This is a genomic window from Pseudoduganella namucuonensis (assembly GCF_900116645.1).
GTDB lineage: Bacteria > Pseudomonadota > Gammaproteobacteria > Burkholderiales > Burkholderiaceae_D > Rugamonas > Rugamonas namucuonensis.
In genome coordinates this window covers 244,403-268,675 of the sequence record NZ_FPBO01000004.1, presented here as the reverse complement: position 1 = coordinate 268,675, position 24,273 = coordinate 244,403, and the positions used below count along the sequence as shown (strand labels likewise).

General features: G+C 68.6%; 23 protein-coding genes. 19 read left to right on the top strand and 4 right to left on the bottom strand.

Annotation, left to right across the window (positions count from 1 at the left end):
* Nucleotides 1-3 precede the first annotated feature (3 nt).
* The 9 genes from BM436_RS06690 to BM436_RS06650 all read left to right on the top strand — a co-directional run bounded on the left by BM436_RS06690 (nt 4) and on the right by BM436_RS06650 (nt 7,949).
* Entirely contained in the window at nt 4-318 is a 315-nt protein-coding gene (locus tag BM436_RS06690; RefSeq protein ID WP_093554713.1) for a non-heme iron oxygenase ferredoxin subunit, read from the top strand.
* A 28-nt stretch (nt 319-346) separates the two neighbouring features.
* The gene (locus tag BM436_RS06685; RefSeq protein ID WP_093554712.1) at nt 347-1,516 is read left to right on the top strand and encodes an ABC transporter substrate-binding protein; all 1,170 of its coding nucleotides are present in this window, start codon (nt 347-349) and stop codon (nt 1,514-1,516) included.
* Nucleotides 1,517-1,527: 11 nt separating this feature from the next.
* Nucleotides 1,528-2,448: a branched-chain amino acid ABC transporter permease gene (locus BM436_RS06680; RefSeq protein ID WP_093554711.1), complete on the top strand. Its 921-nt coding sequence runs from the start codon at nt 1,528-1,530 to the stop codon at nt 2,446-2,448.
* Nucleotides 2,449-2,450: 2 nt separating this feature from the next.
* Nucleotides 2,451-3,557 carry a branched-chain amino acid ABC transporter permease gene (locus BM436_RS06675; protein WP_093554710.1) on the top strand — a complete coding sequence of 369 codons (1,107 nt, stop codon included), beginning with the start codon at nt 2,451-2,453 and terminating at the stop codon, nt 3,555-3,557.
* Nucleotides 3,554-4,306 (top strand): ABC transporter ATP-binding protein, encoded by a 753-nt coding sequence (locus tag BM436_RS06670; protein ID WP_093554709.1) that lies wholly within the window; start codon nt 3,554-3,556, stop codon nt 4,304-4,306. The genes BM436_RS06675 and BM436_RS06670 overlap by 4 nt, the downstream gene beginning before the upstream one ends.
* Nucleotides 4,303-5,025, top strand: coding sequence for an ABC transporter ATP-binding protein (locus tag BM436_RS06665; RefSeq protein ID WP_093554708.1), 723 nt, complete (start codon nt 4,303-4,305; stop codon nt 5,023-5,025). The genes BM436_RS06670 and BM436_RS06665 overlap by 4 nt, the downstream gene beginning before the upstream one ends.
* 20 nt (nt 5,026-5,045) lie before the next feature.
* Nucleotides 5,046-5,690 carry a maleylacetoacetate isomerase gene (gene maiA / locus BM436_RS06660; RefSeq protein WP_218164826.1) on the top strand — a complete coding sequence of 215 codons (645 nt, stop codon included), beginning with the start codon at nt 5,046-5,048 and terminating at the stop codon, nt 5,688-5,690.
* A gap of 124 nt (nt 5,691-5,814) precedes the next feature.
* Entirely contained in the window at nt 5,815-7,293 is a 1,479-nt protein-coding gene (locus BM436_RS06655) for a pilus assembly protein TadG-related protein (protein ID WP_093554706.1), read from the top strand.
* A complete protein-coding gene (locus BM436_RS06650; protein ID WP_229489444.1) occupies nt 7,290-7,949 on the top strand; it encodes a TadE/TadG family type IV pilus assembly protein in 660 nt (219 codons plus the stop codon). Before BM436_RS06655 ends, BM436_RS06650 begins: the two co-directional genes overlap by 4 nt.
* 5 nt (nt 7,950-7,954) lie before the next feature.
* Here the strand turns inward: BM436_RS06650 and BM436_RS06645 are convergent, their stop codons facing one another.
* The gene (locus BM436_RS06645) at nt 7,955-9,121 is read right to left on the bottom strand and encodes a GGDEF domain-containing protein (protein WP_177307013.1); all 1,167 of its coding nucleotides are present in this window, start codon (nt 9,119-9,121) and stop codon (nt 7,955-7,957) included.
* 222 nt (nt 9,122-9,343) lie between these two features.
* On the opposite strand from BM436_RS06645, the gene BM436_RS06640 reads away from it, so the two are divergent.
* The 4 genes from BM436_RS06640 to BM436_RS06625 all read left to right on the top strand — a co-directional run bounded on the left by BM436_RS06640 (nt 9,344) and on the right by BM436_RS06625 (nt 14,586).
* Nucleotides 9,344-10,288, top strand: coding sequence for a Gfo/Idh/MocA family protein (locus BM436_RS06640; protein ID WP_093554703.1), 945 nt, complete (start codon nt 9,344-9,346; stop codon nt 10,286-10,288).
* A 7-nt stretch (nt 10,289-10,295) separates the two neighbouring features.
* Entirely contained in the window at nt 10,296-11,387 is a 1,092-nt protein-coding gene (locus tag BM436_RS06635; RefSeq protein ID WP_229489442.1) for an SGNH/GDSL hydrolase family protein, read from the top strand.
* A gap of 28 nt (nt 11,388-11,415) precedes the next feature.
* A complete protein-coding gene (locus BM436_RS06630; RefSeq protein ID WP_093554701.1) occupies nt 11,416-12,390 on the top strand; it encodes an acetyltransferase in 975 nt (324 codons plus the stop codon).
* A gap of 111 nt (nt 12,391-12,501) precedes the next feature.
* Nucleotides 12,502-14,586: a putative bifunctional diguanylate cyclase/phosphodiesterase gene (locus tag BM436_RS06625; protein ID WP_093554700.1), complete on the top strand. Its 2,085-nt coding sequence runs from the start codon at nt 12,502-12,504 to the stop codon at nt 14,584-14,586.
* 6 nt (nt 14,587-14,592) lie between these two features.
* Here the strand turns inward: BM436_RS06625 and BM436_RS06620 are convergent, their stop codons facing one another.
* The 3 genes from BM436_RS06620 to BM436_RS06610 all read right to left on the bottom strand — a co-directional run bounded on the left by BM436_RS06620 (nt 14,593) and on the right by BM436_RS06610 (nt 17,654).
* A complete protein-coding gene (locus tag BM436_RS06620; RefSeq protein WP_143132995.1) occupies nt 14,593-14,880 on the bottom strand; it encodes a hypothetical protein in 288 nt (95 codons plus the stop codon).
* Between the two features lie 227 nt (nt 14,881-15,107).
* Nucleotides 15,108-17,312, bottom strand: a complete 2,205-nt coding sequence (locus BM436_RS06615; protein ID WP_218164821.1) for a zinc metalloprotease — start codon at nt 17,310-17,312, stop codon at nt 15,108-15,110.
* Nucleotides 17,313-17,351: 39 nt separating this feature from the next.
* Nucleotides 17,352-17,654, bottom strand: a complete 303-nt coding sequence (locus BM436_RS06610; RefSeq protein ID WP_093554698.1) for a hypothetical protein — start codon at nt 17,652-17,654, stop codon at nt 17,352-17,354.
* 237 nt (nt 17,655-17,891) lie between these two features.
* Here BM436_RS06610 and BM436_RS06605 point away from each other — a divergent pair, with 237 nt between their 5' ends.
* From BM436_RS06605 to BM436_RS06580, 6 genes are all read left to right on the top strand, one after another.
* Nucleotides 17,892-18,101 carry a hypothetical protein gene (locus BM436_RS06605; protein ID WP_093554697.1) on the top strand — a complete coding sequence of 70 codons (210 nt, stop codon included), beginning with the start codon at nt 17,892-17,894 and terminating at the stop codon, nt 18,099-18,101.
* Between the two features lie 235 nt (nt 18,102-18,336).
* A complete protein-coding gene (locus BM436_RS06600; protein ID WP_093554696.1) occupies nt 18,337-19,515 on the top strand; it encodes a LuxE/PaaK family acyltransferase in 1,179 nt (392 codons plus the stop codon).
* 11 nt (nt 19,516-19,526) lie between these two features.
* Entirely contained in the window at nt 19,527-19,895 is a 369-nt protein-coding gene (locus BM436_RS06595) for an iron-sulfur cluster assembly scaffold protein (RefSeq protein ID WP_093554695.1), read from the top strand.
* Nucleotides 19,892-22,843, top strand: coding sequence for an aminotransferase class V-fold PLP-dependent enzyme (locus tag BM436_RS06590; protein WP_093554694.1), 2,952 nt, complete (start codon nt 19,892-19,894; stop codon nt 22,841-22,843). The genes BM436_RS06595 and BM436_RS06590 overlap by 4 nt, the downstream gene beginning before the upstream one ends.
* Nucleotides 22,844-22,864: 21 nt before the next feature.
* Nucleotides 22,865-23,173: an acyl carrier protein gene (locus tag BM436_RS06585; RefSeq protein ID WP_177307005.1), complete on the top strand. Its 309-nt coding sequence runs from the start codon at nt 22,865-22,867 to the stop codon at nt 23,171-23,173.
* A gap of 2 nt (nt 23,174-23,175) precedes the next feature.
* Nucleotides 23,176-24,273, top strand: coding sequence for a flavin-containing monooxygenase (locus BM436_RS06580; RefSeq protein WP_093554692.1), 1,098 nt, complete (start codon nt 23,176-23,178; stop codon nt 24,271-24,273).

Genomic DNA, 24,273 nt, shown 5'->3' with positions numbered 1-24,273 from the left:
CCCATGAGCAGCAACTGGATCGACGCGGCCGCCGAGGCGGACGTGCCGGAGGACGACGTGACGCAGGTGGCGGCGGGCGGCGTGGAGCTGGCGCTGTACGGCGCCGGCGGCGAGGTGTACGCCACCGCCAGCCTGTGCACGCACGGGAACGCGCGGCTGTGCGACGGTTTCCTCGACGGGCACGAGATCGAATGCCCGCTGCACCAGGGGAAGTTCGACATCCGCGACGGGCGCGCGACCTGCGAGCCGGCCACGGAGGCGGTGCGCACCTATCCCGTCAAGATAGAAAACGGCCGGGTCTACGTCGACCTCGGCTGATCCCCATACAACAACCACGGAGACAACCATGAACAAGAAAATTATCGCCGCTTGCTGCACCTGCGCCGCCATGCTGCTGGGCGGCGCCGCCCACGCCCAGATCAAGATCGGCTTTTCCGCGCCGCTGTCCGGCCCCGTGGCCGTGGTGGGGCAGGACCAGTACGACGGCTTCATGCTGGCGCTGGAGCAGGCCGGCGGCAAGCTGGGCGGCCAGGCCGTCACGGTGCTGAAGGAGGACGACCAGTTGAAGCCCGAGGTGGGCAACCAGATCGTGCGCAAGTTCATCGACAAGGAACGCGTCAACGCCATCGTCGGCCTGGGCTTCTCCAACGTCATGATGGCCAGCCACAAGGTGATCGTCGACGCCGGCGTCGTCGCCATTTCCACCAACGCCGGCCCGTCGCCGGTGGCGGGCGCCTCGTGCGCGGCCAACGTGTTCGGCGTGGCCTGGCAAAACGACGGCGCGGCCGAGAGCATGGGCAAGTTCATGCAGGAGAAGGGCTACAAGCGCGTCTACCTGATGGCGCCGAACTACCAGGCCGGCAAGGACATGCTGCAAGGCTTCAAGCGCTACTTCAAGGGCGAGGTGGTGGACGAGGTCTACACCCAGGTCGGCCAGTCCGACTACTCGGCCGAGATCGCGCAACTGCAGTCGGCCAAGCCGGACGCGGTGTTCGCCTTCTACCCGGGCGGCATGGGCGTCAACTACATCCGCCAACTGAGCCAGGCCGGCATGCTGGCCAAGCTGCCCAACTTCTCCGTGTTCACCGTGGACGGCACCACCATGCCGGCGCTGAACAACGCCGCAGTCGGCACCACCTTCGGCGCCATGTGGGACGCCGCGCTGGACACGCCGGAGAACCAGGCCTTCGTCTCCGCCTTCACGGCCAAGTACAAGCGCGTGCCCAGCGAGTACGCCGCCGCCGCGTACGACGCCGGCCGCTTGCTGGACGTGGCCGTGCGCAAGGCCGGCGCCCAGGCGGCGGACAAGCGCGCGCTGGCCGCCGCCGTCAAGGCGGCGGGCTCCGAGTTCAAATCGGTGCGCGGCCCGTTCCGCTTCAACAAGAACAACATGCCGGTGCAGAACTACTACGCCTTCCAGGTCGCCAGCGAGGGCGGCAAGCCCACCGTCAAGGTCCTGGGCACACCGCTGCCGGCGCACGCCGACAGCTACCAGCCCAAATGCGCGCTGCCCTGAGGAAGAACGGCATGACCATCCAACTGCTGTTGACGCAGCTGCTGAACGGCTTGCAGTTCGGCGTGCTGCTGTTCCTGCTGGCCGCGGGGCTGACGCTGGTGTTCGGCATCATGAGCTTCGTGAACCTGGCGCACGGCTCGCTGTACATGCTGGGCGCCTATTTCGCGGCCACCGCCTACCAGCACACCGGCTCGTTCGGGCTGGCGCTGCTGGCGGCGGTGGCCGGCTGCGTGGCGCTGGGCTTCATCCTGGAACGGGCGGCCATTTCGCGCCTTTACGGGCGGGACCACCTGGACCACGTGCTGGCCACCTTCGGCCTGGTGCTGTTCTTCAACGAGATCACGCGCATCATCTGGGGCCCGCAGCCTTACTTCCTGCCGCTGCCGGCCTTCCTTGAAAGCACGGTCGACCTGTTCGGCATCAGCTACCCGAGCTACCGCTTCGCCATCATCGTGGTGGGACTGGCGGTGGCCGTCGGCGCCCACCTGCTGATGCACAAGACGCGCCTGGGCATGCTGATCCGCGCCGGCGCCGTCAATCCGGCCATGGTGTCGGCGCTGGGCGTGGACATCAAGCTGCTCAACGCGGTGCTGTTCTCGCTGGGCGCGGCGCTGGCCGGGCTGGCCGGCGTCATGGCCGGCCCCATCATGTCGATCCAGACCGGCATGGGCGAACCGGTGCTGATCACCGCGCTGGTGGTGATCGTGATCGGCGGCATCGGCTCGGTCAGCGGCGCGTTCTACGCCGCGCTGATCGTCGGCACCGCCGACACGCTGGGCCGCGCCTTCCTGCCGGCGCTGCTGCGCGAGATCGCCAGCCGCGACGTCGCCAACGCCGCCGGACCCGCGCTGGCGTCGATGCTGGTGTATCTGTTGATGGCCGTGGTGCTGGCGTTGCGCCCGCAAGGCCTGTTCCCCGCTGGAAGGACTTGATCATGTTATCCGCAAATCTCTCCGCGCTGCGGCGTCCCGCCAACCTGGTGCCGGTGCTGCTGCTGGCCATGCTGGCGCTGGTGCCTTTCGTCGCCACCGCGGCCGAACAGCCTTTCTACATCGTGTTCTTCGCCCGCATCCTGGTCTACGCGATCGCCGCCACCGCCCTCAACCTGGCGCTCGGTTTCGGCGGCCTGGTCAGCCTGGGCCACGCGCTCTTCCTCGGCCTGGGCGCCTACAGCGTGGCGATTCCGGCATACCACGGCATCGACAATGGCTGGGTGCACCTGGCCATCTGTGTCGTCTCCTGTGGCCTGGTGGGGCTGCTGACGGGCGCCGTCAGCCTGCGCACCACCGGCATCGGCTTCATCATGATCACGCTGGCCTTCGCGCAGATGGGTTACTTCGTCTTCGTCAGCCTGAAGCAGTACGGCGGCGACGACGGCACGCCCATCACGGCCACCAGCCGCTTCTTCGGCCAGGACCTGGGCCAGCCGCTGACGGCCTACGCGGTTGCCTTCGCGGTGCTGTGCCTGGTGATCTGGTGGACCGCGCGGCTGCGCGTGGCGCCGTTCGGCATGGTGCTGCGCGGCGCGCGCCAGAACGCGCGCCGCGTCAACGCCATCGGCCTGCAAGGCCGGCGCTACCTGCTGGCCGCGTATGTGATGTCGGCGGTGCTGTGCGGCGTGGCCGGCATGCTGCTGGCGAACCTGACCGCCTTCGCGTCGCCCGCCACGCTGAGCTGGATCGTCTCCGGCGACCTGATCGTGATGATCGTGCTCGGCGGCCTGGGCACGGTGTTCGGTCCCTTGCTGGGGGCGGTGGCCTTCATGGGCGCGGAGGAACTGCTGAAGATGGCCACCGAGTTCTGGCCCGCCATCTTCGGCTTGGCGATCTTCCTGATCGCGCTGCTGCGCACGGCCGGCCTGGCCGGGCTGCTGGCGAAGCTGTCGCCGCCGCGTTCCCGCGCCGCGCCGGAGGAGGCGCCGGACGGTGTCGCCGCCACCGCGCCCACCGTCGCGGTCCCCGCCGCGACCAACACCGCAGCCAACACCGCGGCCACCGCCGCGGGCCCCATCGCGGCGCCCGCCGCCGGAGGACAAGCATGAGCATCCTGAGAACCGAGGCGCTGGTCAAGCGCTACGGCGGCATCCTGGTCACGGACTCGGTGTCGCTGGACATCCGCCCCGGCGAGCTGCACGCCATCATCGGCCCCAACGGCGCCGGCAAGACCACGCTGATCAACCAGCTGTCGGGCGAGCTGGCGTCCAACGAGGGCAAGGTCTGGTACGACGGCGAGGACGTGACGGCACTGCCGATCCACGCGCGGGCGCGGCGCGGCCTGCTGCGCTCCTACCAGATCACCTCCATCTTCGAGGACTTCACGGTGCGCGAGAACGCCGTGCTGGCGGCCATCGGCGCGCAGGAGCATGGCTGGCGTTTCTGGCAGCCCATGCTGGCGCGCGGCGCCCAGACCAGGGCGGCGGACGAGGCGCTGCAAGCCTGCGGGCTGGGAGCGCGCGCCGAGGCGCCCGCCGCCGACTTGGGCTACGGCGAACGGCGCCAGCTTGAACTGGCGATGGCGCTGGCGGCGCAACCCAAATTCCTGCTGCTCGACGAACCCATGGCCGGCATGAGCGTGCAGGAGTCGGCCGCCGTGGTGGCGATGCTGGCGCGCCTGAAGGGCCGCTATTCCATCCTGCTGATCGAGCACGACATGGACGCGGTGTTCGCGCTGGCCGACCGCATCACCGTGCTGGTGTACGGCAAGGTGCTGTTCACCGGCACCCCGGACGAGATCCGCAACCATCCGGAGGTCCGGGCGGTGTACCTGGGCGAAGAGGAGACAGAGGCATGACGACATTACTCGAGATGCGCGACGTGCACGCGTCGTACGGCCAGGCGCAGGCGCTGTTCGGCGTCAGCTTCGACGTGAAGGCGGGCGAGGTGGTGACCCTGCTGGGCCGCAACGGCATGGGGCGCTCCACCGCCATCAAGTGCCTGTTCGGCATGTTGCCGCTGAAGTCCGGCGCCATCGCCTTCGGCGGGCAGCCGCTGGCCAGGCTGCCGTCGCACAGCATCGCGCGGCTGGGACTGGGCCTGGTGCCGGAGGGACGCCAGGTGTTCCCCAACCTGTCGGTGGAGGAGAACCTGGTCGCCACGGCGCGCGCGCCGCGCCACGGCCAGGCCGGCTTGCGGCCCTGGGACCTGGAGCGGGTGTACCGCTTCTTCCCGCGCCTGCGGGAGCGGCGCGGCAACCACGGCTGGCAGCTGTCCGGCGGCGAGCAGCAGATGCTGGCGATCGGCCGCGCGCTGATGACCAATCCGAGGCTGCTGGTGCTGGACGAGGCCACGGAGGGCCTGGCGCCCATCATCCGCGCCGAGATCTGGGCCGCGCTGGCCGAACTGAAGGCGGAGGGGCTGTCGCAGATCGTCATCGACAAGAACGTGGGCGCGCTGCTCAAGTTCGCCGACCGCCATTTCGTGCTGGAGAAGGGCAGGGTGGTGTGGCAGGGAAGCTCGGACGCGCTGCGCGCCGAACCCGGCATCGTCCAACAATACATGGGAGTCTCTTGATGACGGAATCGACTTCGCAGCTGGTGCTGCATAACTATTTTCGCAGTTCCTCGGCGTACCGCGTGCGCATCGCGCTGGGCTTGAAGGGCCTGCCGTACGAGTACCTGTCGGTGCACCTGAACCGCGACGGCGGCGAACAATTCAAGCCGGCGTACAGCGCGCGCAATCCGCAGCAACTGGTACCGACGCTGAGCGACGGCGGGGCCGATATCGGCCAGTCGCTGGCCATCATCGAATACCTGGACGAGACGCGGCCGGCCGCGCCGCTGCTGCCGCCCGCGCCGCTGGCGCGGGCCAGGGTGCGTTCACTGTCGCTGGCCATGGCCTGCGACATCCATCCGCTCAACAACCTGCGCGTGCTGAAGTACCTCAGTGGTCCGCTGGGCGCCAGCGAGGAGGGCAAGGCCGCCTGGATCAGCCACTGGCACGGCGTCGGCCTGGCCGCGCTGGAGGCGGACCTGCGCCGCGATCCGCAGCGGGGCCGCTACTGCGTTGGCGATACGCCCACCATGGCCGATTGCTGCCTGGTCCCGCAGCTGTTCGCCGCCCGCCGCTTCGGCATGGACCTGGCGCCGTTCCCGACGCTGCTGGCGATCGAGGCCGCCTGCCTGGAGCTGCCGGCGTTCCAGCTCGCGCACCCGTCACGGCAGCCCGACAGCGAATAGGCGGAGGCCGGCCAAAGTTTGCCCATTGTCAACTCATGCCTTCCCGCGCTGACTAAAATCGCTAGCTACGGCGCTTGTTGCGCTTTGGAAATTAAATCCTGACGTGGCGGCATGGGGAGGCGGCATGAGGCAAAGGAGCGACATCCCGCGCGGCGCATACGCCCGCCGCGCCGGCCAGCGCGGCGCGATGACGGTGATGTTCGCGATCGTCGCGGCCGTGCTGTTGGGTTTCATCGGCGTAGCTTTGGACCTGGGGATGCTCTACAACCGCAAGGCGGAGTTGCAGGGCATGGCGGACCAGATCGCGCTCGCCTCCGCGCGCCAGTTGAACGGCACGGCGGCCGGGGTCGCGAACGCGCTGGCCGCCGCGAGCGCCATCGCGGGCGGTTTCAAGTACCAGTACAACCAGCGCGACGTCGTATGGAGCGACGCCGCCATCAGGTTCGGCAGCGAGTCCGACGGCGCCTGGCTGGACGCGGCGGCGGCGCAGTCCGCCCCCTCCGGCCTGGGCTTCGTCAAGGTGGACACCACCGCCCTGGACGAGGCGCACGGCAAGATAGACCTGGTGTTCATGCGCGCGCTGTCGGGCGCGCTGGAGTCCGTCACGACCGGCGGGCGCGCGGTGGCCGGACGCGCCTCGATCCGGGTCGCGCCCTTGGCCGTGTGCGCCATGGCGGCCACGCCGGCCGCGTCGCGCACCAATCCGGGCACGCCGCCGCAGGTTGAACTGGTGGAGTTCGGTTTCCGCCGGGGCGTGGTCTATGACCTCATGCAGCTCAATCCCGGCGCCACCACGCCCGAGAACTTCGCCATCGACCCCACCGCGCCGCCGGGCAGCGCCGGCGCCGCCGCCAACATGCTGCAGGCGACGATAGGCCCCTTCGTCTGCAGCGGCACCATGGCCATGCCGCGGGTCACGGGCGGCGCCATCACGGTGGGCCGGCCATTCCCGCTGGCGTCGCTGTACCAGCATCTCAATTCCCGCTTCGACCAGTACACCGGCGGCTACTGCACGCCGAACGGCGCGCCGCCGGACACCAACGTCCGGCCATTCATCTATAACGTCAACTCGTGGATGGCCGTCGCGCCCAGCGGCCAGACGGCGTTGTCGACGACGGTCGGCGGCAAGCTTTGGACCGTCGCCGACCAGTTGCCGGGAACCGCCGGCACCGCGTCGGCCTACGGACCGCTGTGGGCGTACGCCAGGGCCGTGCCCTTTTCGTCCTACGTCGCGGGCACGCCCGAGCCGGCGGCCGGCTACACGCCGTTCGCCACCTCCGTCTGGGCGACGCTGTACCAGTCGGCCCCTCCCACCGCGGCGGCCAGCTACCCGTCCGGCGTGTCCACGCCCTACAAGGCCATCGCCGGCGTCAATTTCCTGGCCCCCACCCTCGCCACCAAGCCCGGGCTGGCCAACCGCCGGGTGCTCAACGTGCCGTTGCTGTCCTGTCCCGTCGGCGCGGGCGCGACGACGACGGCGACCGTGCTGGGCATCGGCAGGTTCTTCATGACGGTGCCGGCGACCGCGACCAGCCTCCCCGCGGAATTCGCCGGCGCCGTTCCCGAGCAATCGCTGGGCGGCCAAGTGGAGCTCTTCCCATGACACGGATGAACCGTTTTCCGCCACGCCGGCGCCGCGCCGCGGCGGGGGCGTCTGACTCCTCCACGCGGTCCGCTCCGCCACGCGAACCGCAGGCCGGCGCCTTTGTCGTCGAGTTCGCGATCCTGCTGGTGGTCTTCTTCGCCTTCATCTTCGGCGTGCTCGAGTTGGCGCGGATGATGTACCTGTTCAACACGCTGCAGGAGGTCACGCGCCGCGCGGGCGAACTGGCGGCGGTCACCGACTTCAGCGACGCGACGGCGATGGCGTCGGTGCGGCATGCGGCGGTCTTCCGCGACTCGGCGGGCGGCCTGCGGCTGGGAACTCCGGTCACCGACCAGCATGTCCGCATCGACTACATGTCGCAGCCGCGCGGCGCGACGGGCGACCTGCCGCGCGAGCCGATCGCCACGGGCAGCCTGCCTTCCTGCCCCGCCGGCAACCGCCTGACCTGTCTGCGCAACCCCAACGACGGCAGCTGCATCCGCTTCGTGCGCGTGCGGATCTGCGACCCGGCCGACGCCACCGCCTGCAACCCCGTGCCCTACGAGACGGCGTTCCCGCTGATCGAGATACCCGTCACGCTGCCCACCTCCACCACCATCGCCACCGCCGGCTCGCTGGGTTTCACGCCCGGCGCCCCGCCTTCCTGTCCGTGACGCCCTCAGGCGCCGGGCGGCCGCGGCGCCGGGTGCAGCGCGACCGTCCGGTTGCGCCCGGAGGTCTTGGCCGTGTACAGGGCGCGGTCGGCGCGCTCGATCATGTCGTCGATTCCCTCGCCCTTGACGTGGCGGGTGATCCCGCTGGAAAACGCGATGCGCAGGTGCGGCGCCGCTTCGCTGATCCGCGTCGCCGCCAGCGCGCCGCGCAGCCGCTCGATGCCGATGTTGGGATCGCCGTGCGGCGTCTCCGGCAGGACCAGCAAGAACTCCTCGCCGCCCCAGCGCGCGACGATGTCGTCGCCGCGCAAATGGGCGCGGGCCTGCCTGGCGAAGCAGACCAGGGCCTCGTCGCCGACGCGATGGCCGAAGGTGTCGTTGACATTCTTGAAATGATCGAGGTCGATCAGCGCGACGTGGACCATCGGGCCGCCGCGCGCCTCGCGGCTGATGTGCTCCGCCATCAGGGCCAGCGCATGGCGCCGGTTGGGCAGGCCGGTCAGTTCGTCGTGGGTGGCGGCCTTGCGGATATGTTCGAGCGCCGCCTCCAGTTCCTTTTTTTGGGAACGCAGGCGGCCGCGCATGTTCGACAGCTGCACCGACAGCGAACCGATCGCCGGCAGCGCGCTGGCGGTCATGGCGAAATAAATCACTTCCAGCCGCGCGGGATAGGTGGCCGGATCCGTGTGCGCGCACCAGGCCATCACCGCCCCCATCAGGCAAACCGTGTAGACCAGCAGCAGGCGGACATTGCGCGTGCTCATGTCGAACATGCCGAAGCACATGACCATCGCCAGGAAAACCAGGTTGGCCGCGTGCACCGGTCCGGTCACCGCGTAGGAAATGGCCACCAGCGTCTGGGCGACGGCCGCCTGCGGGAACGCCAGCGACGGTTCGGCGAACCGCAGGTTGTAGCCGCCGCGGATGAGCACGAAGAAAACGATGGCGGTCAGCGCGAAGAGCAGGCCGAGCACCGCCGCCCGGGCCGGGTCGAAGATGCCGAACACCACGCCATAGCCCAGTATGGCCGAGCAGACGGCGTACATGGCCACGGTCATCAGCACCATGGCGACGCGGCGCCGCTGGCGGAAGTCGTCCGTCAGGACCAGGCTGGCGAAACGCGCCGGCAGGCCGCGGCGGGCGCCGGTGTGATGTTCGATAGGGTGGGGCATCGATCCGGTCCCGCGGGTGGCTGTCCTCGGCCGATTATCCCCCAAAGCGGGCGGCCGGGGCGCGGTGTGTGACCGGAATGCCAAATTTGATAAAAATCGCATACCTTTCGCTAAAAAAGGCATAGGTGCGGTGCGCGACGGGCAGTTACCCTCCCGACTGCGAGACGCGAAACGCCTGGCTTCGCCGTCGACTCCTTCACACACCATCACAACTCGAACGCAATGGCAAACTCTACAAATAAACCCGTCAAGATCGGCCTGGTCGGCCTGGGCAAAATCGCCGTGGATCAGCACATTCCCGCCATCCGCGCCAACCCCAACCTGGAACTGGTGGCGGGCTGCTCGCCGCACGCGCGCCCCGAGGGCGTGGTGGGCTACAGCGACATGCAGGCCATGCTGGCGGCCCATCCCGAGATCGAGGCGCTGGCCATCTGCACGCCGCCGCAGGTGCGGCACCGCATCGCCAAGGAGGCGCTGGCCGCCGGCCGCCACGTGTTCCTGGAGAAGCCGCCCGCCGCCACGCTGGGCGAGGCGGAGGCGCTGCGCGACTTCGCGGCCGAGCGGGGCGTGACGCTGCTGGCCAGCTGGCACTCGCGCTTCGCCCCGGCGGTGGGCGCCACGCGCGACTGGATCGCGCAGCGCGCGCTCAAAAGCATCCACGTGGTGTGGAAGGAAAACGTGCGGCAGTGGCACCCGGGCCAGGCCTGGATTTTCGCGCCCGGCGGCATGGGGGTGTTCGATCCGGGCATCAACGCCTTGTCGATCCTGACCCGCATCGTCGGCGACACGGTCGTGGTCAAGAAGGCCGACCTGCACATCCCGGTCAATTGCGACGCGCCGATCGAGGTGGGGATGGACATGGTCACCGAGGGCGGCGTGCCGGTCCGGGCCGACTTCGACTTCCTGCAGGAGAACCTGCAGACCTGGAGCATTTTCGTCGAGGCGGAGGATGGCGGCAAACTGGCCCTGAGCATGGGCGGCACGATACTGGAGATCGACGGCAAGCCCGTCATGCAGGAGCCCGAGCGCGAATACCCGGGCCTGTACGCGCACTTCCACGAGCTGATCGCCAGCGGCGCCTCGGACGCCGACTTCTCCCCGCTGCGCATCGTGGCGGACGCGTTCATGCTGGGCAAGCGCATCGCCGCGCCGGCATACGTCGAGTAAGCCGGCCATGATGGCGTACCGTTTCGGGCCGCGCCTGGCGGGCGCGCTCGCCGCGCTGCTGTGCGCCGGCCAGGCGCTGGCCGCGACGGTGGTGCCGGCCGACCACGCCCATCTCCAGTACACGGGCAGGATAGACCACGCCGACGCCGCCGCCCCGGTGCTGTCCTGGCCCGGCTCCAGCATCGAAGGCAACTTCACCGGCGGCACGCTGGCGGTGAGGCTGCGCGACCAGTATGGCAAGAACTTCTTCAACGTCTTCATCGACGGCGATCTCGCGCGTCCGGTGGTGCTGCGGGCCGAGGAGGGGAGCAAGACCTACGCGGTGGCCACCGGCCTGGCGCCCGGGCCGCACCGCTTCCTGATCACCAAGCGCACCGAGGGCGAGGAGGGGGCGACCGCGTTCCAGGGGCTGGAGCTGGCCGACGGCGCGGCGTTGCTGCCGCCGCCCCCGCGCAAGGAGCGCCGCATCGAGTTCTTCGGCGACTCGATCACCAGCGGCATGGGCAACGAGTCGCCGGACGACGGCCCGGACCACCGGCTCGAGGACAAGAACAACTTCCTGTCCTACGCGTCCATCGCCGCGCGCGAGCTGGGCGCCGAGGCGCACGTGATTTCGCAAAGCGGCATCGGCGTGATGATCAGCTGGTTCCCCTTCACCATGCCCGATTTCTACGACCAGTTGAACGCGGTGGGCGACAACGACTCGAAGTGGGATTTCAGCCGCTGGACGCCGGACGTGGTGGTGGTCAACCTGCTGCAGAACGACAGCTGGCTGATCGACCGCGAAAAGCGCCTGCTGCCGGTGCCGGACGACCGCCAGCGCGCGCGCGCCTACAAGCGCTTCGTGGAGAGGTTGCGTTCGCTGTATCCGCGCGCCCACATCGTTTGCGCGCTGGGCAGCATGGACGCGGTGCGGCCCGGCTCCAAATGGCCGGACTATGTGCGCGCCGCCGTGGAGGAGATGCGGCGGGAGGGCGACGGCCGCATCGACACGCTGTTCTTCGAGTTCACCGGCTACCAGGCCCACCCGCGTGTCAAGCAGCACCAGGCCAACGCCGCCAGGCTCGCCGCCTTCGTCCGGGGGAAAATGGGCTGGTGAACGCGCCGGGATGTTATAGTTTTCAACTATGACACATTTCTACGCATTCAACGGCGACGCCGACGGCCTGTGCGCGCTGCAGCAGCTGCGGCTGGCCGAAGGGCCAAGCGCGACCGGGGAGGTGGCGCTGGTCACCGGCGTCAAACGCGACATCTCGCTGCTGCGGCGGGTGGCGGCGGGCGCGGGCGACCAAGTCACCGTGCTCGACATTTCCCTCGACCAGAACCGCGCGGCGCTGGACGATATTCTCGGCCGCGGCGCCGCGGTGCGCTATTTCGACCATCATTTCAGCGGCGCGCTGCCCGCGTCGCCGGCATTCACCCCGCACATCGACGAGGCGCCGGACGTGTGCACCGCCATCCTGGTGGACCGCCACCTCGGCGGCCGCCACCGCCAGTGGGCCATCGCGGCCGCCTTCGGCGACAGCCTGCCCAAGGTGGGCGCGGCCATGGCGGCCGAGGCCGGCCTGGACGCGGCCACCACCGCCGCCCTGCGCGACCTGGGCACTTATCTGAACTACAACGCCTACGGCGACACCGTGGCCGACCTGCATGTGGACCCGCACGCGCTGGCGGGCCTGATCCTGCCGTACACGGACCCGGTGGGCTTCGTGCGGGAGTCGGCCGCCTACGCCACGCTGAGCGCCGGCTACGCGGCCGACATGGAGCGCGCGCGCCAACTCCGGCCCGCGCACCAGGAGCCGGGCGCCACGGTGATGCGCATGCCGGACGAGGCCTGGGCCAAGCGCGCCATCGGCGTGTACGCCAACGAACTGGCGCGCTCGCTGCCGGGCGGCGCGCTGGCCATCCTGTCGCCCAATCCGGCCGGCGGCTTCGTCGTCAGCCTGCGGGTGCCGGCCGGCGCCGCCGTGCCGGCCGACGCGTTTTGCCGGCGCTACCCCACCGGCGGGGGGCGGGCGCTGGCGGCCGGCGTCAACCACCTGCCGCGGGAGGAGGCCGAGCGCTTCGTCGGCGCCTTCGTCGATTGCTACCGTTGCCCCTGAACCAGTAGTCGCCGACGAATTGCGCTAGCAAATGTTAACGCGATGAACTAAAGTCGTGGGAATCCTGTCTTGGACAGGATTCCACCGATTTAACCTCACGCTGGATTACCTTTGGCCTATCTCATCGGCAGTTACCACCCGGGCCTCGTCCTGCTGTCTATCCTGGTCGCCATGATGGCGTCCTACACCGCGCTCAACCTCACCAGCCGCGTCACCGAGACCGAGGGCCGCAGCAGCATGTTGTGGCTGGGCGGCGGCGCGGTGGCGATGGGCGGCGGCGTGTGGTCGATGCACTTCATCGGCATGCTGGCCTATACCTTGCCGATCCGGATGAGCTACGACTTGCCGCTGACGCTGCTGTCGCTGCTGGTGGCGATCACGATCTCGGCGTTCGCGCTGCGCATCGTCAGCCGCAAGCGGGTCAGCGGCGCGCGCTTCCTGCAGGCCGGCGTGCTGATGGGGCTGGGCATCTGCTGCATGCACTACACGGGCATGTACGCGATGAAGATGCTGCCCGCGATACGCTACGACACCGCGCTGTTCTCCGCCTCGGTCGCGATCGCCATCGCCGCCTCGGTGGCGGCGCTGTGGCTGGCCTTCACGTTGCGCGCGGACAACGGTCTGCTGGCGCATTTCAAGAAGGTGGGGGCGGCGGTCGTGATGGGCCTGGCCATCGCCTCCATGCACTACACCGGCATGGAGGCGGCCCGCTTCGACCCGTCCAGCGTCTGCATGGCCGCCGGCGGCGTCGACAGCACCTGGCTGGCGGCGCTGGTGGGCATCACCGCCGTGTCGCTGCTGACCATCACGCTGCTGCTGTCGGTGGTGGACGCGCGCCTGGCCGCGCGCACGGCCGGCCTGGTGCAGTCCCTGAGCCAGGCCAACCGCCAGTTGCACCACCTGGCCCTGCACGACACGCTCACGCGCCTGCCCAACCGCAGCCTGCTGGAGGACCGCATCGAGCACGCGATCGCCGTCGGCCAGCGCTCCGGCAAGCGGTTCGCCGTGATGTTCCTCGACCTCGACCGCTTCAAGACCATCAACGATTCGCTGGGCCACCACTACGGCGACAAGCTGCTGCAGGGCGTGGCCGAGCGGCTGACCCAGTGCCTGCGCGCCGAGGACACTGTGGCGCGCCTGGGCGGCGACGAGTTCGTGGTGCTGCTGGAGGACGCGGGGCCGCCCACGGTGGTGGCGGCCGTGGCCCAGAAGATCCTCGACGCGCTGTCCTCGCAGGTGGTGGTGGAGGGGCAGGAGCAGAGCATTTCGGGCAGCCTGGGCATCAGCATGTACCCGGCCGACGGGGCCAGCCTGCGCGAGCTGATGAGCAACGCCGACAGCGCCATGTACCACGCCAAGAAGATGGGCCGGGCCAACTACCAGTTCTTCGCGCCGGAGATGAACGCGGCGGCCGGCGCGCGGCTGGCGCTGGAGCGCGACCTGCGCCGCGCGCTGGAGCACGGCGAGTTCGAACTGCACTACCAGCCCAAGGTCAACGTGGCCGGCGGCGAGGTGGTGGCGATGGAGGCGCTGCTGCGCTGGCGCAGCCCGGAGCGGGGCCTGGTGCCGCCCAACGACTTCATCCCGGTGGCCGAGGAGATCGGCCTGATCATCCCGCTGGGCGCCTGGGTCCTGCGCGCGGCGTGCCGGCAGAACCGCGCCTGGCAGCTGGCCGGTTTGCCGGGCATGCGGATGGCGGTCAACCTGTCGACCTACCAGTTCCGGCAAAAGGACTTGCCGGAGTTCGTCGCCTCGGTGCTGGAGGAAACCGGCCTGGCGCCGTCCTTCCTGGAGCTGGAGGTGACCGAGAGCGTGGTCATGCACAATCCCGTCGAGGCGGCGCAGATACTGGAGCGCCTGCACGCGCAGGGCATCCACATCTCGGTCGACGATTTCGGCACCGGCTATTCCAGCCTCAGCTACCTGAAGCAGTTCCGGCTCGACACGCTCAAGATCGACCGCTCCTTCGTGCGCGACATCAGCTCGGACGCGGACGACGCGGCCATCGTCCGCTCCGTCATCGCGCTGGCGCACAGCCTGCGGCTGCGGGTGATCGCCGAGGGCGTGGAGACCGACGAGCAGCTGGATTATCTGCGCGAGCTGGGCTGCGACCAGTACCAGGGTTATCTGAGCAGCAAGCCGCTGCCGGCGGCGGAGTTCGAGGCCATGCTGCGGCTGGCCAACGCGATGGCGTGAAGCCGGTCAGTGCAGCGAGCGGGTCCTCAGCCAGTCGGTGCGGCCGGCGTTGCGGCGCAGCTGGTTGATCTGGGCCATGTTCTCCTCGAAGTCGTACACGCAGAACACATGCTCCTTGAAGGCGGCCACCAGGGTGAACGGGCTGCCCTCGAAATCGGGCCGGGTGAGCAGGTCCAGGTAGGCCTCGTCGGCCATGGACAGGTCGGATGCGGTGGTTTCCGTCCACGACAAACGCTCGCCCGAGGCGGTGCGCACGTAGATGTGGAAATGGTCTGTTAGATCTTGTTGTTCCATTGTTACTCCGCAGTCATATCAAAAGCTGGCGGCACCAGCAAATCAGTTTTCTATCGTATGCCGTTTGGCGCGCAATTTGAAGCCTATTCGGCCCCCGGCCGCCGCTTAACGCCCGAAAGCGTGGTCGAACCGGCCAGAGGTGTCGTTTTTCCGTTGACGCGCACGGTCGCGTTTTGTGTGGTTTACACAGTGGTCCCCCCGGCCATGTGGACGGGGGGACATCATTGTTAATCGCCTCCCGCCTTGAATTCACGTTCCCTGGCCTTGATGCTTTCCAGGACGGGTTGGATCACCTTGCGCGACTGCAGGGTCTGGTACAGCGTGGCGGTGGCCTCGCCGGCCTCCCGCCGCAGGCCCTGGCCGGCCAGCGCGTCGCTGTAGCGGTCCACGTAGTAGTGGTAGTCGAAGTGCGACAGCGTCTCGGCCGCCAGTTGCGGACGGCCCAGCAGGGCGTCGGCGAACAGCTTGCTGCCGGCGCCGAAGTCGGCCCGCTGCAAGGTCAGCGTGGCGTTCGCGTCGCGCTGCGCCACCGGGCCGTCGGGCAGGTGGCTCATGTCCAGCGACTTGGCGTCGCGCACCAGCGCGCTGGCCAGCGCCACCTTGCCGTGCAGGGCCGCGCGCGACTCCGGCAGCCGCTGCGCCAGTTCCCGCAGCGTGTCCACGCCTTCCCGCAGCACGCGGCTGCCGTCGAAGCGCAGGATGCGGCCCACGTCCTCGGTGAAGAAGTCCTGCGCCAGGTATTCCTCGTCGTAGTTGCGCGGCGGGGCGACCCGCAGTTTCAGCGGCGGCGAGACGATGTCCTCCTTGCCCAGGTGCAGACACATCTGGATCGTGTAGCGGCCCGGCTCGGAGATGTCCCAGCCGTTTTGGCCGGCCGAGATGAACAGCGACTGGTAGGTGGCCTGGCCCGGCAGCAGCACCTGCTTCTTCTCTTCCCAGAAGTAGCGGGCGAAGGGACTGAACACGCGCGCCTCGCGGCCCTCCTTTTTGATGATCACCGTCATGTGCTCCAGGGTCAGCAGCACCTTCTCGTCGATGATTTGCGGCTGCTGGGTGGCGTTGCTCAGCTTGAGGTCGAGCACGATGGGCTCCATGAACTCGAAGTCCGCCTTGGCCCGGTTGACGCGCGCCTCCAGCTTGAAGGTGGGCTCCTGCGACACGGCCGCGTGCTCGAAGCCGTGGTGGTCGAACCAGGCCGCGTTGCCCATCTGCACATAGCGGTGCGGCGCGTGGCGCAGGAACAGCAGTTCGGCGTCCGAGAAGCGGAACTGGAAGTTGTTGAAGAAGGCGGTCTGGCCGCCGGCCACGTTGTACGGGTAGTTCATGAAGCTGCGCGCCTCGGGATCGTTGGCCAGCGGGATCCACGGCGTGCCCAGCGCCTTTTGCCACGAGTGCGCCAGGTTGAAGGCGTGGCCCATCTCGTGGCAGGCGGTCCAGAACACCATGCGGTTCACCCACGCGGCCGGGTTGGCGTCGCCGGCCGGCGCCTGCGTGATGAAGGAGTTGGTGAAGATGGCCGTGCCTTGCCGGTGGTTGGGGCCGATGTCGTCGAACATGATGCCGCCCAGGCTGCTGCCCTGCTCGTGCTGCGCGGCGAAGAAGGTCCACAAGGCCCACTGGCTCTTGTTGGCGAAGCGCGACCAGTAGACCTGCATCGCGTCGTGCATCTCCATGTCGCTCCACTGGCCGTTGGCGCCGGCGCCGGCGAGCGGCACCACGCTGGCGCCCGGCGAGGTGGTCACGTTGAAGCCGGCGCGCTGGAACACCTTCTGGATGCTCAGCGATTCGCTCGGCAGGCTGGCCGGACGGTTGGGGTGGGCGTGGGTCTGGATGGCCTGCACCGGCTTGGCGTCGGGCGTGGCGTCGAATTCGAATTCAACCGGGCGGAAATACGCCGAATTGAACTGGTAGGCGCGCACGCGCTTGGCCGCGCCGCCGCCGGAGAAGGTCACCGTGGCCTTGCGCAGGCTGGGGAAGGGGCTGGTCTGCACCACGATGTCCACGTTGGTGTAGGGGAAGGAGGCCAGGTTGCCGTCCTTGTTCCAGATCGCGCCCTGGTACTGGTTGGGCGCGCTGCCCGGACGCAGGCGGGCGATCCAGTTGATCTCCTCGGTGAGGAAGCGGCGGATGCTGCCGCTGGCCACCATCAGCGGATAGCGGCCGTCGATGTCGAGGTGCAGGCGCTCGCTGACGAAGGGCAGGATCAGGTCCTGGGCGTCGGCCGGGCCGGCGTCCTCCAGCTTGATCTGGCTGCCGGCGGGCTGGGCGATCGGCAATTGCGGGTCCCAGGTGTAGGCGCCGCTGGCCGTGATGTTCAGCGGCACCTGGATGGGCAGGCCGGGCAGCGCCGCCTCGGCGCTCTCGTCGCTCTGTTCGAATATCTGGGTCAAAGCCTGCTGCAGTATGCCCGCGGGGGTGTCTTGTACACGCATGATGTCTCCTTTCAGGATGGTGGGACCGGCCTGCGCGCGCTACACGTAACCAAACGGTTCCCTCGAAATCTTGAATTGGATGGCCTGCCCGGGGCCGATGCTCACCCCGGCCCAGACGGCCTCTTGAAAATCGATTTCGACGCTTCCACTGGCGCCTTTGGCGGGCAGTGAAATCTCCAGCGTGGCCCTTCCCTCCGGGGCGGGCGTGCCGGCCGCCGCTGCAAAGCCGGTTTGCATGCGGGTGGTGACGCGCTCCATATCCAGCACTTCCACGCCGTTCAAGCGCGCGACGACACGGTCATCGTGGAAGCCTTCCTGCAGTTCGACGTGCAAGGTGTGCATGGCGTTTCGCCTTGGCTGGTCTTGGAGTGCACGTAGTATAGGAGTGCAATCATGACGAAAGGCTCACACATTGTCACAGCGGCGCACACTCCGCGAAACAAAACAACGGTGCCGATTTCCACGCGGAATGGGATCTTTGCGCCAGGTTTCGCCGGGGTTTGCTAAGCTGGAGGTGACCGGCCTTGTTCCGCCCGGGACGGGCCGGCCGCCCCCATGTTTCGGTAAAGGAGATCAGCCATGTCATTTGAGACCTACGTAAGGCAGCAGGGCCTGAAGAAAACCTACGAGATCGAATACACCAGCCTGCGCTACAAGATATCGCTCGACGGCAAGGTGTTGAAGGAAATCGAACTGCCGCTGGACGCCGTGGCCGCCAATGGCAACGAGCTCAGCTGGAAAAGCGCGGTGGCCGACATCGAACACCTGCGCGGCATGCCGGAGCAGTAGGGCGCGGCCCGCCGGCTTGCCGGCTGAAACCGGCGTCCGGCCCGGCCTGTCCACGACGAGGTATTGCTAAATATCATAACTTTTTTAGTTAATGTTGTTTTTAAGTCATTGTGTCCGATTTGGCACTTGACCCTCTAGTTACTAGAGGCTTTCCAATCCGAATTGCGAACCCATGAAAAAGTAATAAGGGTATTACTTTTTCTTTGGGCGCCTTATTCCTGGAGAGAAAAACAACATGCTGAAAACGTCCAATTACGTTGCAACCCTGAAAAACCTGGGCATCGACCCCCTAGCCGCGGCGGCGGCGTCGGTCAGCGAGCTGTATCGCATGACCGACGCCGAGCTGAACCAGCTCAAGACCGAGCTGATCGCCGATGCCTTCCGCTTCCACTACGACAACAACGCCTTCTACCGCAAGGCCTGCGACGAGAAGGGCGTGACGCCCGCCGGCATCGCCGGCTACGACGACCTGGTCCGCATTCCGCTGATCCCGATCGCCAAGTTCAAATCGGCGTCCAACCACGAACTGCTGTCGCGCCCGCTCAACACCATCGAGCACGAGATGCGCAGCACCGGCACCAGCGGCATCCCCAGCGTGTCGCGCCGCTGCGGCGACACGCTCGACACCGCCATCACCGGCATCTACGCCATGTACCGCGAGTTCCTCGGCATCTCCAAGGGCGCCGGCCTCTACATCTGCCCGTCCACCGAGGAAATCCCGGAAATGGGCATGATCAAGGCCCTCAACATGCTGGCCGGCCTGCTCGACACGCACCGCTTCATGGTGAAGGAGGAGCGCTTCGTGCCCGAGGACGCGATCGCCCAGTTGATGGCCTGGGAGAACGGCTTCACCCGCCACATCATCGGGCCGCCGTTCCTGATCCACCGCCTGGTGCAGTTCCTCAAGCAGACCGGCCGGAAGATCAAGCTGGACAAGGGCAGCCGCGTGATCACGCTGGGCGGCTGGAAGCGCTTCACCGGCCAGATGATCTCGCGCCGCGAATTCAACCTCATGTGCGAGGAATACCTGGGCCTGGAGCCGAACGGCGTGCGCGACATCTACGCGCTGGTCGAGTCCAACGTGCTGGCCATCGACGACGAGTACCAGGTCAAGCACGTTTCGCCCTATGTGCACTTCTCGGTGCGCGATCCCAACGACCTGGGCAAGGAAGTGCCGATGGGCCAGAAGGGCGTGCTGGGCATCCTGGACCCGGTCGCGCTGGCCACCCCCGGCATGATCCTGACGGAGGACATCGTGGCCCTGATCCCCGACAGCCGGTCCGGCCGCTCCGGCCAGCGCATCGAGTACATCATGCGCGCGCCGTCGTCGCTGGAGTTCGGCTGCTGCGCCGTCAACCTGGAAAAGAAGATGGACGGCCAGGCCGACGAAGCCGTATGTCCTGTCGTCAACTAGAGGGGATCATCATGTTCAACGAAATCATCGTCGAGAACTTCTCGAGCCCCCGCTACGCCGAAGAGCTGGCGGCGGCCGACCTGACCCTGGAACTGGGCAACCCGGTGTGCGGCGACCGCATCCGCGTGCAGCTGCGGCTGGACGGCGGCACCGTGCGCGCCGCGCGCTACCAGGCCTGGGGCTGCGCCACCTCGCTGGCGACCGGCAACATCTTCTGCGGCGCCATCGAGGGCAAGCCCCTGTCGGCCGCGCGCGCCACGGCGCCGGCCGACATGGCGGCCATGCTGGGCGAGCTGGAGCCCTCCCAGCACCACTGCCTGGAAATGCTGCGCGCGCTGTTCGAGCAGCTGAACCAGAAAACCGCCGCCGGAAGCGCATGACCATGTCCGCCATCGCCTATTTCGACAACAACGCGACGACGCCGATGTGCCATGGCGCCGTCGCCGCGCTGGCCGACGCCACCCCGGTGTTCGGCAATCCGTCCAGCGCCAGCACGCTGGCCAAGAGCGCCAAGCACCTGGTGGCCGCCGCGCGCGTCTACGTGGCGGCCCTGCTGGGCGCCGACACGGACGAGGTGGTGTTCACCTCCGGCGGCACCGAGTCCAACAACTGGGCCATCAAGGGCGCGATCTGCAAGCGCCTGGTGTCGGGCGAGCGTCCCGGCCACGTCATCGTGTCGGCCATCGAACACGCCTCGGTGCTGCAGGTGGCCGAGTACCTGGAGCGCGTGCTGCGCTACGACGTGACGCGCGTGCAGCCGGGCCGCGACGGCGTGGTCGACGCGGCCGCGGTCGAGGCGGCGCTGCGGCCGGACACCCATCTGGTGTCCGTCATGCTGGTCAACAACGAGGTGGGCACCATCCAGCCGGTGCGCGAGATCGCCGAGCTGCTGCGCCACACCGGCATCCATTTCCACGTGGACGGCGTGCAGGGCATAGGCAAGGTCGCCGTCGACGTGCACGAGCTGGAGGTCGACACCTTGTCGCTGTCGGCCCACAAGTTCCACGGCCCGAAGGGCGTGGGCGCGCTGTATGTGCGCCGCGGCGTGGCGCTGGAGCCGCTGTTGCACGGCGGCAGCCAGGAGGGCGGCCTGCGCGGCGGCACCGAGGCGGTCCCGCTGATCGCCTCGATGGGCGCCGCCGCGAAGGAGGCGCAGGAGCGGCTGCCGCATTACCAGCGCCAGGTCGGCGCCAGGCGCGCCGCGCTGCGCGCGCGCCTGCTGGAACGCGTTCCCGGCTGCGCCTTCAACGGTCCCGCCGACGACGCCAGGGTGGCGCCCAACACGCTGAGCCTGCGCGTGGACGGCATCCGCGCGGAGGCGGCGGCGGCGCTGCTGGACCAGAAGTACGGCATCCAGGTGTCGCTCGGTTCGGCGTGCAGCAACAACAAGGCGGTCTCGCTGTCCCATGTGCTGTCGGCCATGGGCATGGGCGAGGAACAGATCAAGAGCACCATGCGCGTCAGCATCGGCTACGCCACCACGGAACGGGACGTCGAGCATTTCGTCGCCTCGCTCGGCAGCGTGGTCGAACTGCTCAGGAGGATCAGTCCCAAGCCCAGCGCGCCGCCGGCGCTGCCGCTGGACGGCGCGGCGTCCATCCTGCACTGCCTGGAGCACTACGCGGCCAGCCAGGCCGACGCCGCGGCCTACGTCTTCCTCGCCGACGGCGACCGCAAGGAACAGCGCCTGACCTACGCCCAGCTGCGCGGACGCGCGCTGCGCTTCGCCGCCATGCTGGACTCCCGCCGGCTGAAGGGCAAGGCCGCGCTGATGCTGTATCCGTCCGGCCTGGAATTCGTGGTGGCCTTCTTCGGCTGCCTGTACGCCGGCGTGGTGGCGGTGCCGGCCAACCACGCGCGCAACAGCCACCATTTCCTGCGGCTGCGCCACATCATCGCCAACTGCGAGGCGGCCGCCGTGCTCACCACCGAAGCGCTGCGGGGCGCCGTGAAGAGCGGCATCCTGGCCAGCGGCGTGGAGGAACAGGCGGTCTTGTTCCTGACCGAGCCCGCCGGCGACGCGCCGGCGGCGTTCGACGTGGTCCTGCCCGACGGCGGCGCGCGCGCCTTCCTGCAGTACACGTCCGGCTCCACCGGCCAGCCCAAGGGCGTGATCGTCACGCACGGGCAGCTGATCGCCAACGAGCGCGCCATCCAGCGCTGCGGCGGCCTGCCGGAGCGGGCGGCGGTGGGCGGCTGGCTGCCCCAGTACCACGACATGGGACTGATAGGCACGACGCTGCAGCCCATCGCCCTGGGCGGCTGCTACACCTTCATGCAGCCGCTGCATTTCCTGCACCGGCCCACCCGCTGGCTGGAAATGATCGCCACGCACCGCATCCAGACCACCGCCGTGCCCAACTTCGCGCTGGACATGTGCGTGCGCGTCGCCGAGGAAAACATCCCCGCCGGCCTGGACCTGTCCAGCCTGCGGGCCATCTTCTGCGGCGCCGAACCCGTGAACGCGGACACCGTCGCGCGCTTCCAGCAGCGCTACGCGCCGTACGGCCTGCGGGCGGACGTGCTGCAGCCGTGCTACGGCCTCGCGGAGGCGACCCTGATCGTTTCCGGCGGCGCCACCGAACCCGCCATGCGCACCGTGCACGTCAGCCGCCAGCAACTGCTGGAGGGCCAACTGGCCGTGCTGCCCGAGGGCGGCGCCGGATCGCAGCCCATCGTCTGCTGCGGCAAGGTGGTGCCCGGGCACGAGGTGGCCATCGTCGATCCGCAAACGTGCGCCGAACTGGGCGCGGACGCGCTGGGCGAGATCTGGGTGGCCGGTCCGAGCGTGGCTTCGGGCTACCTGGGCAACGAGGCCGGCACCGCGGCCACCTTCCAGGCCATGACCGGCGCCGGGCGCGGCCCCTTCATGCGCACCGGCGACCTGGGCTTCGTGCACCAGGGCGGCCTGTACGTCACCGGCCGCATCAAGGAGCTGATGATCATCCGCGGCCGCAATTTCTACCCGCACGACATCGAGGCCACCATCACCGCCTGCCTGCGCCAGCACGGCGAGGTGGCCACGGCCGTGTTCCATCCGGAGGAGCGCGACGCCAAGGGCCTGGTGGTGATGGTTGAACTGGGACGGCGCGGCAAGCTCGATATCGGCTTCGAGCGCGCCGCCGGATCGCTCAGGCAGGTGATCTCGGAGGCCCACGAGCTGTCGGTGCGCGACGTGTTCTTCGTCGGCAGCGGCGGCATTCCGCGCACGTCCAGCGGCAAGATCCAGCGCCACCGCTGCGAGGCCCTGTACCTGAACGGGGACCTCAACCAGTCCGAGACCAAGCTGTTCTCCACACGCGACGCCGGCCCCCTGGCCGCCGCCTGACAAAATCGAAGGAAAATGAAGATGACCCAAGCAAACACGCAAGCATCCCAACCCGCCGCGCTGATCGAGGTGAGCGGCTGGCTGATCGAGCACCTGGAGGGCAAGCATCCCGAGATGCGCGGCCAGCTGCACAAGGACATGTCGTTCGACAGCATCGGCCTGGACTCGCTGGCGCGGGTGGAGCTGATCTCGGCCATGGAGCGGCGCTTCGGCGTCGCGCTGGAGCCCACGCTGGCCTACGACTTCGTGACGGCGGGCGCGCTGTCGGCCTACGTGTGGGGCCAGATCAGCGGCACGCCGGTGGACCAGAAGCACCTGATGGGCGTGTGACCATGATCGACTGTCTGGTCGTGGGCGCCGGCCAATCGGGCCTGAGCTGCGCCTTCCTGCTGGCGGCCGCCGGCCACAGCTACCAGGTGATCGACGCGCACCGGCGCGTCGGCGACGTGTGGCGCCAGCGGCCGCGCAATCTGCGCCTGTTCACGTCGCGCCAGTTCTGCCGGCTGGGCGACATGGCGATGCCGGGCGAGCAGGGCGGCTTTCCCTCCGCCGCCGAATTCGCGGACCACCTGGAGCGGTTCGCCGCCGAGCGCCGTCTCAACGTGCGCCTGGACTGCCGGGTGGACCGCGTGGCCTGGCGCGACGGCGCCTTCGTGGCGACCCTGGCCGGCGGCGAGGAGATCCGCGCGCGCACCGTCATCAACGCCACCGGATCGAGCCAGGTGCCCATCGTGCCGGCGCTGGCCGGCGCGTTCGACCCGCGCGTGCGGCAATTGACCGCCGCCAGCTACCGCGATCCGGACAGCGTGGACAAGGCGGGACCGGTGCTGGTGGTGGGCGATGGCGCCAGCGGGCGCCAGATCGCGCTCGAACTGGCGGCGACCCACCAGGTCGTGATGTCGATGGGGCGCAAGCGCAAGCTGGTGCCGAACCGGGTGCTGGGCCGCGACATCTTCTGGTGGCTGACCAGGCTCGGCGTGCTGTACGCGCCCACCGGCTCGCCGATCGCCGGCATGCTGCGCAAGCGCGATCCGATACCGGCCGGGGACGCGGACAACGAGCGCCTGCGCGAGGCCGGCGTCACGCTCAAGCCGCGCACCAGCGGCGCCGCCGGCGACAGCGCCTCCTTCAGCGACGGCTCCTCCACCCGGGTCGGCACCGTGGTCTGGTGCGGCGGCTACAAGGAGGACCTGGGCTGGATCGCGCTGCCCGGCGTCGACACGCGCGCCGGGCACATCGAGCACCGGCGCGGCAAGACGGCGCAGCCGGGCTTTTTCGTCATGGGAAGAAAGTGGCTGTCCTGCCGCGCCTCCGAGCTGGTGCTGGGCGCGGCGGCGGACGCGGAGATCGTCCTCGGCCACGTCGCCGAGCAGCTGGGGCTGCCGGGCGCGGTATCGGCATCCAAATTGGCACCTGCACAGGGGAATTAA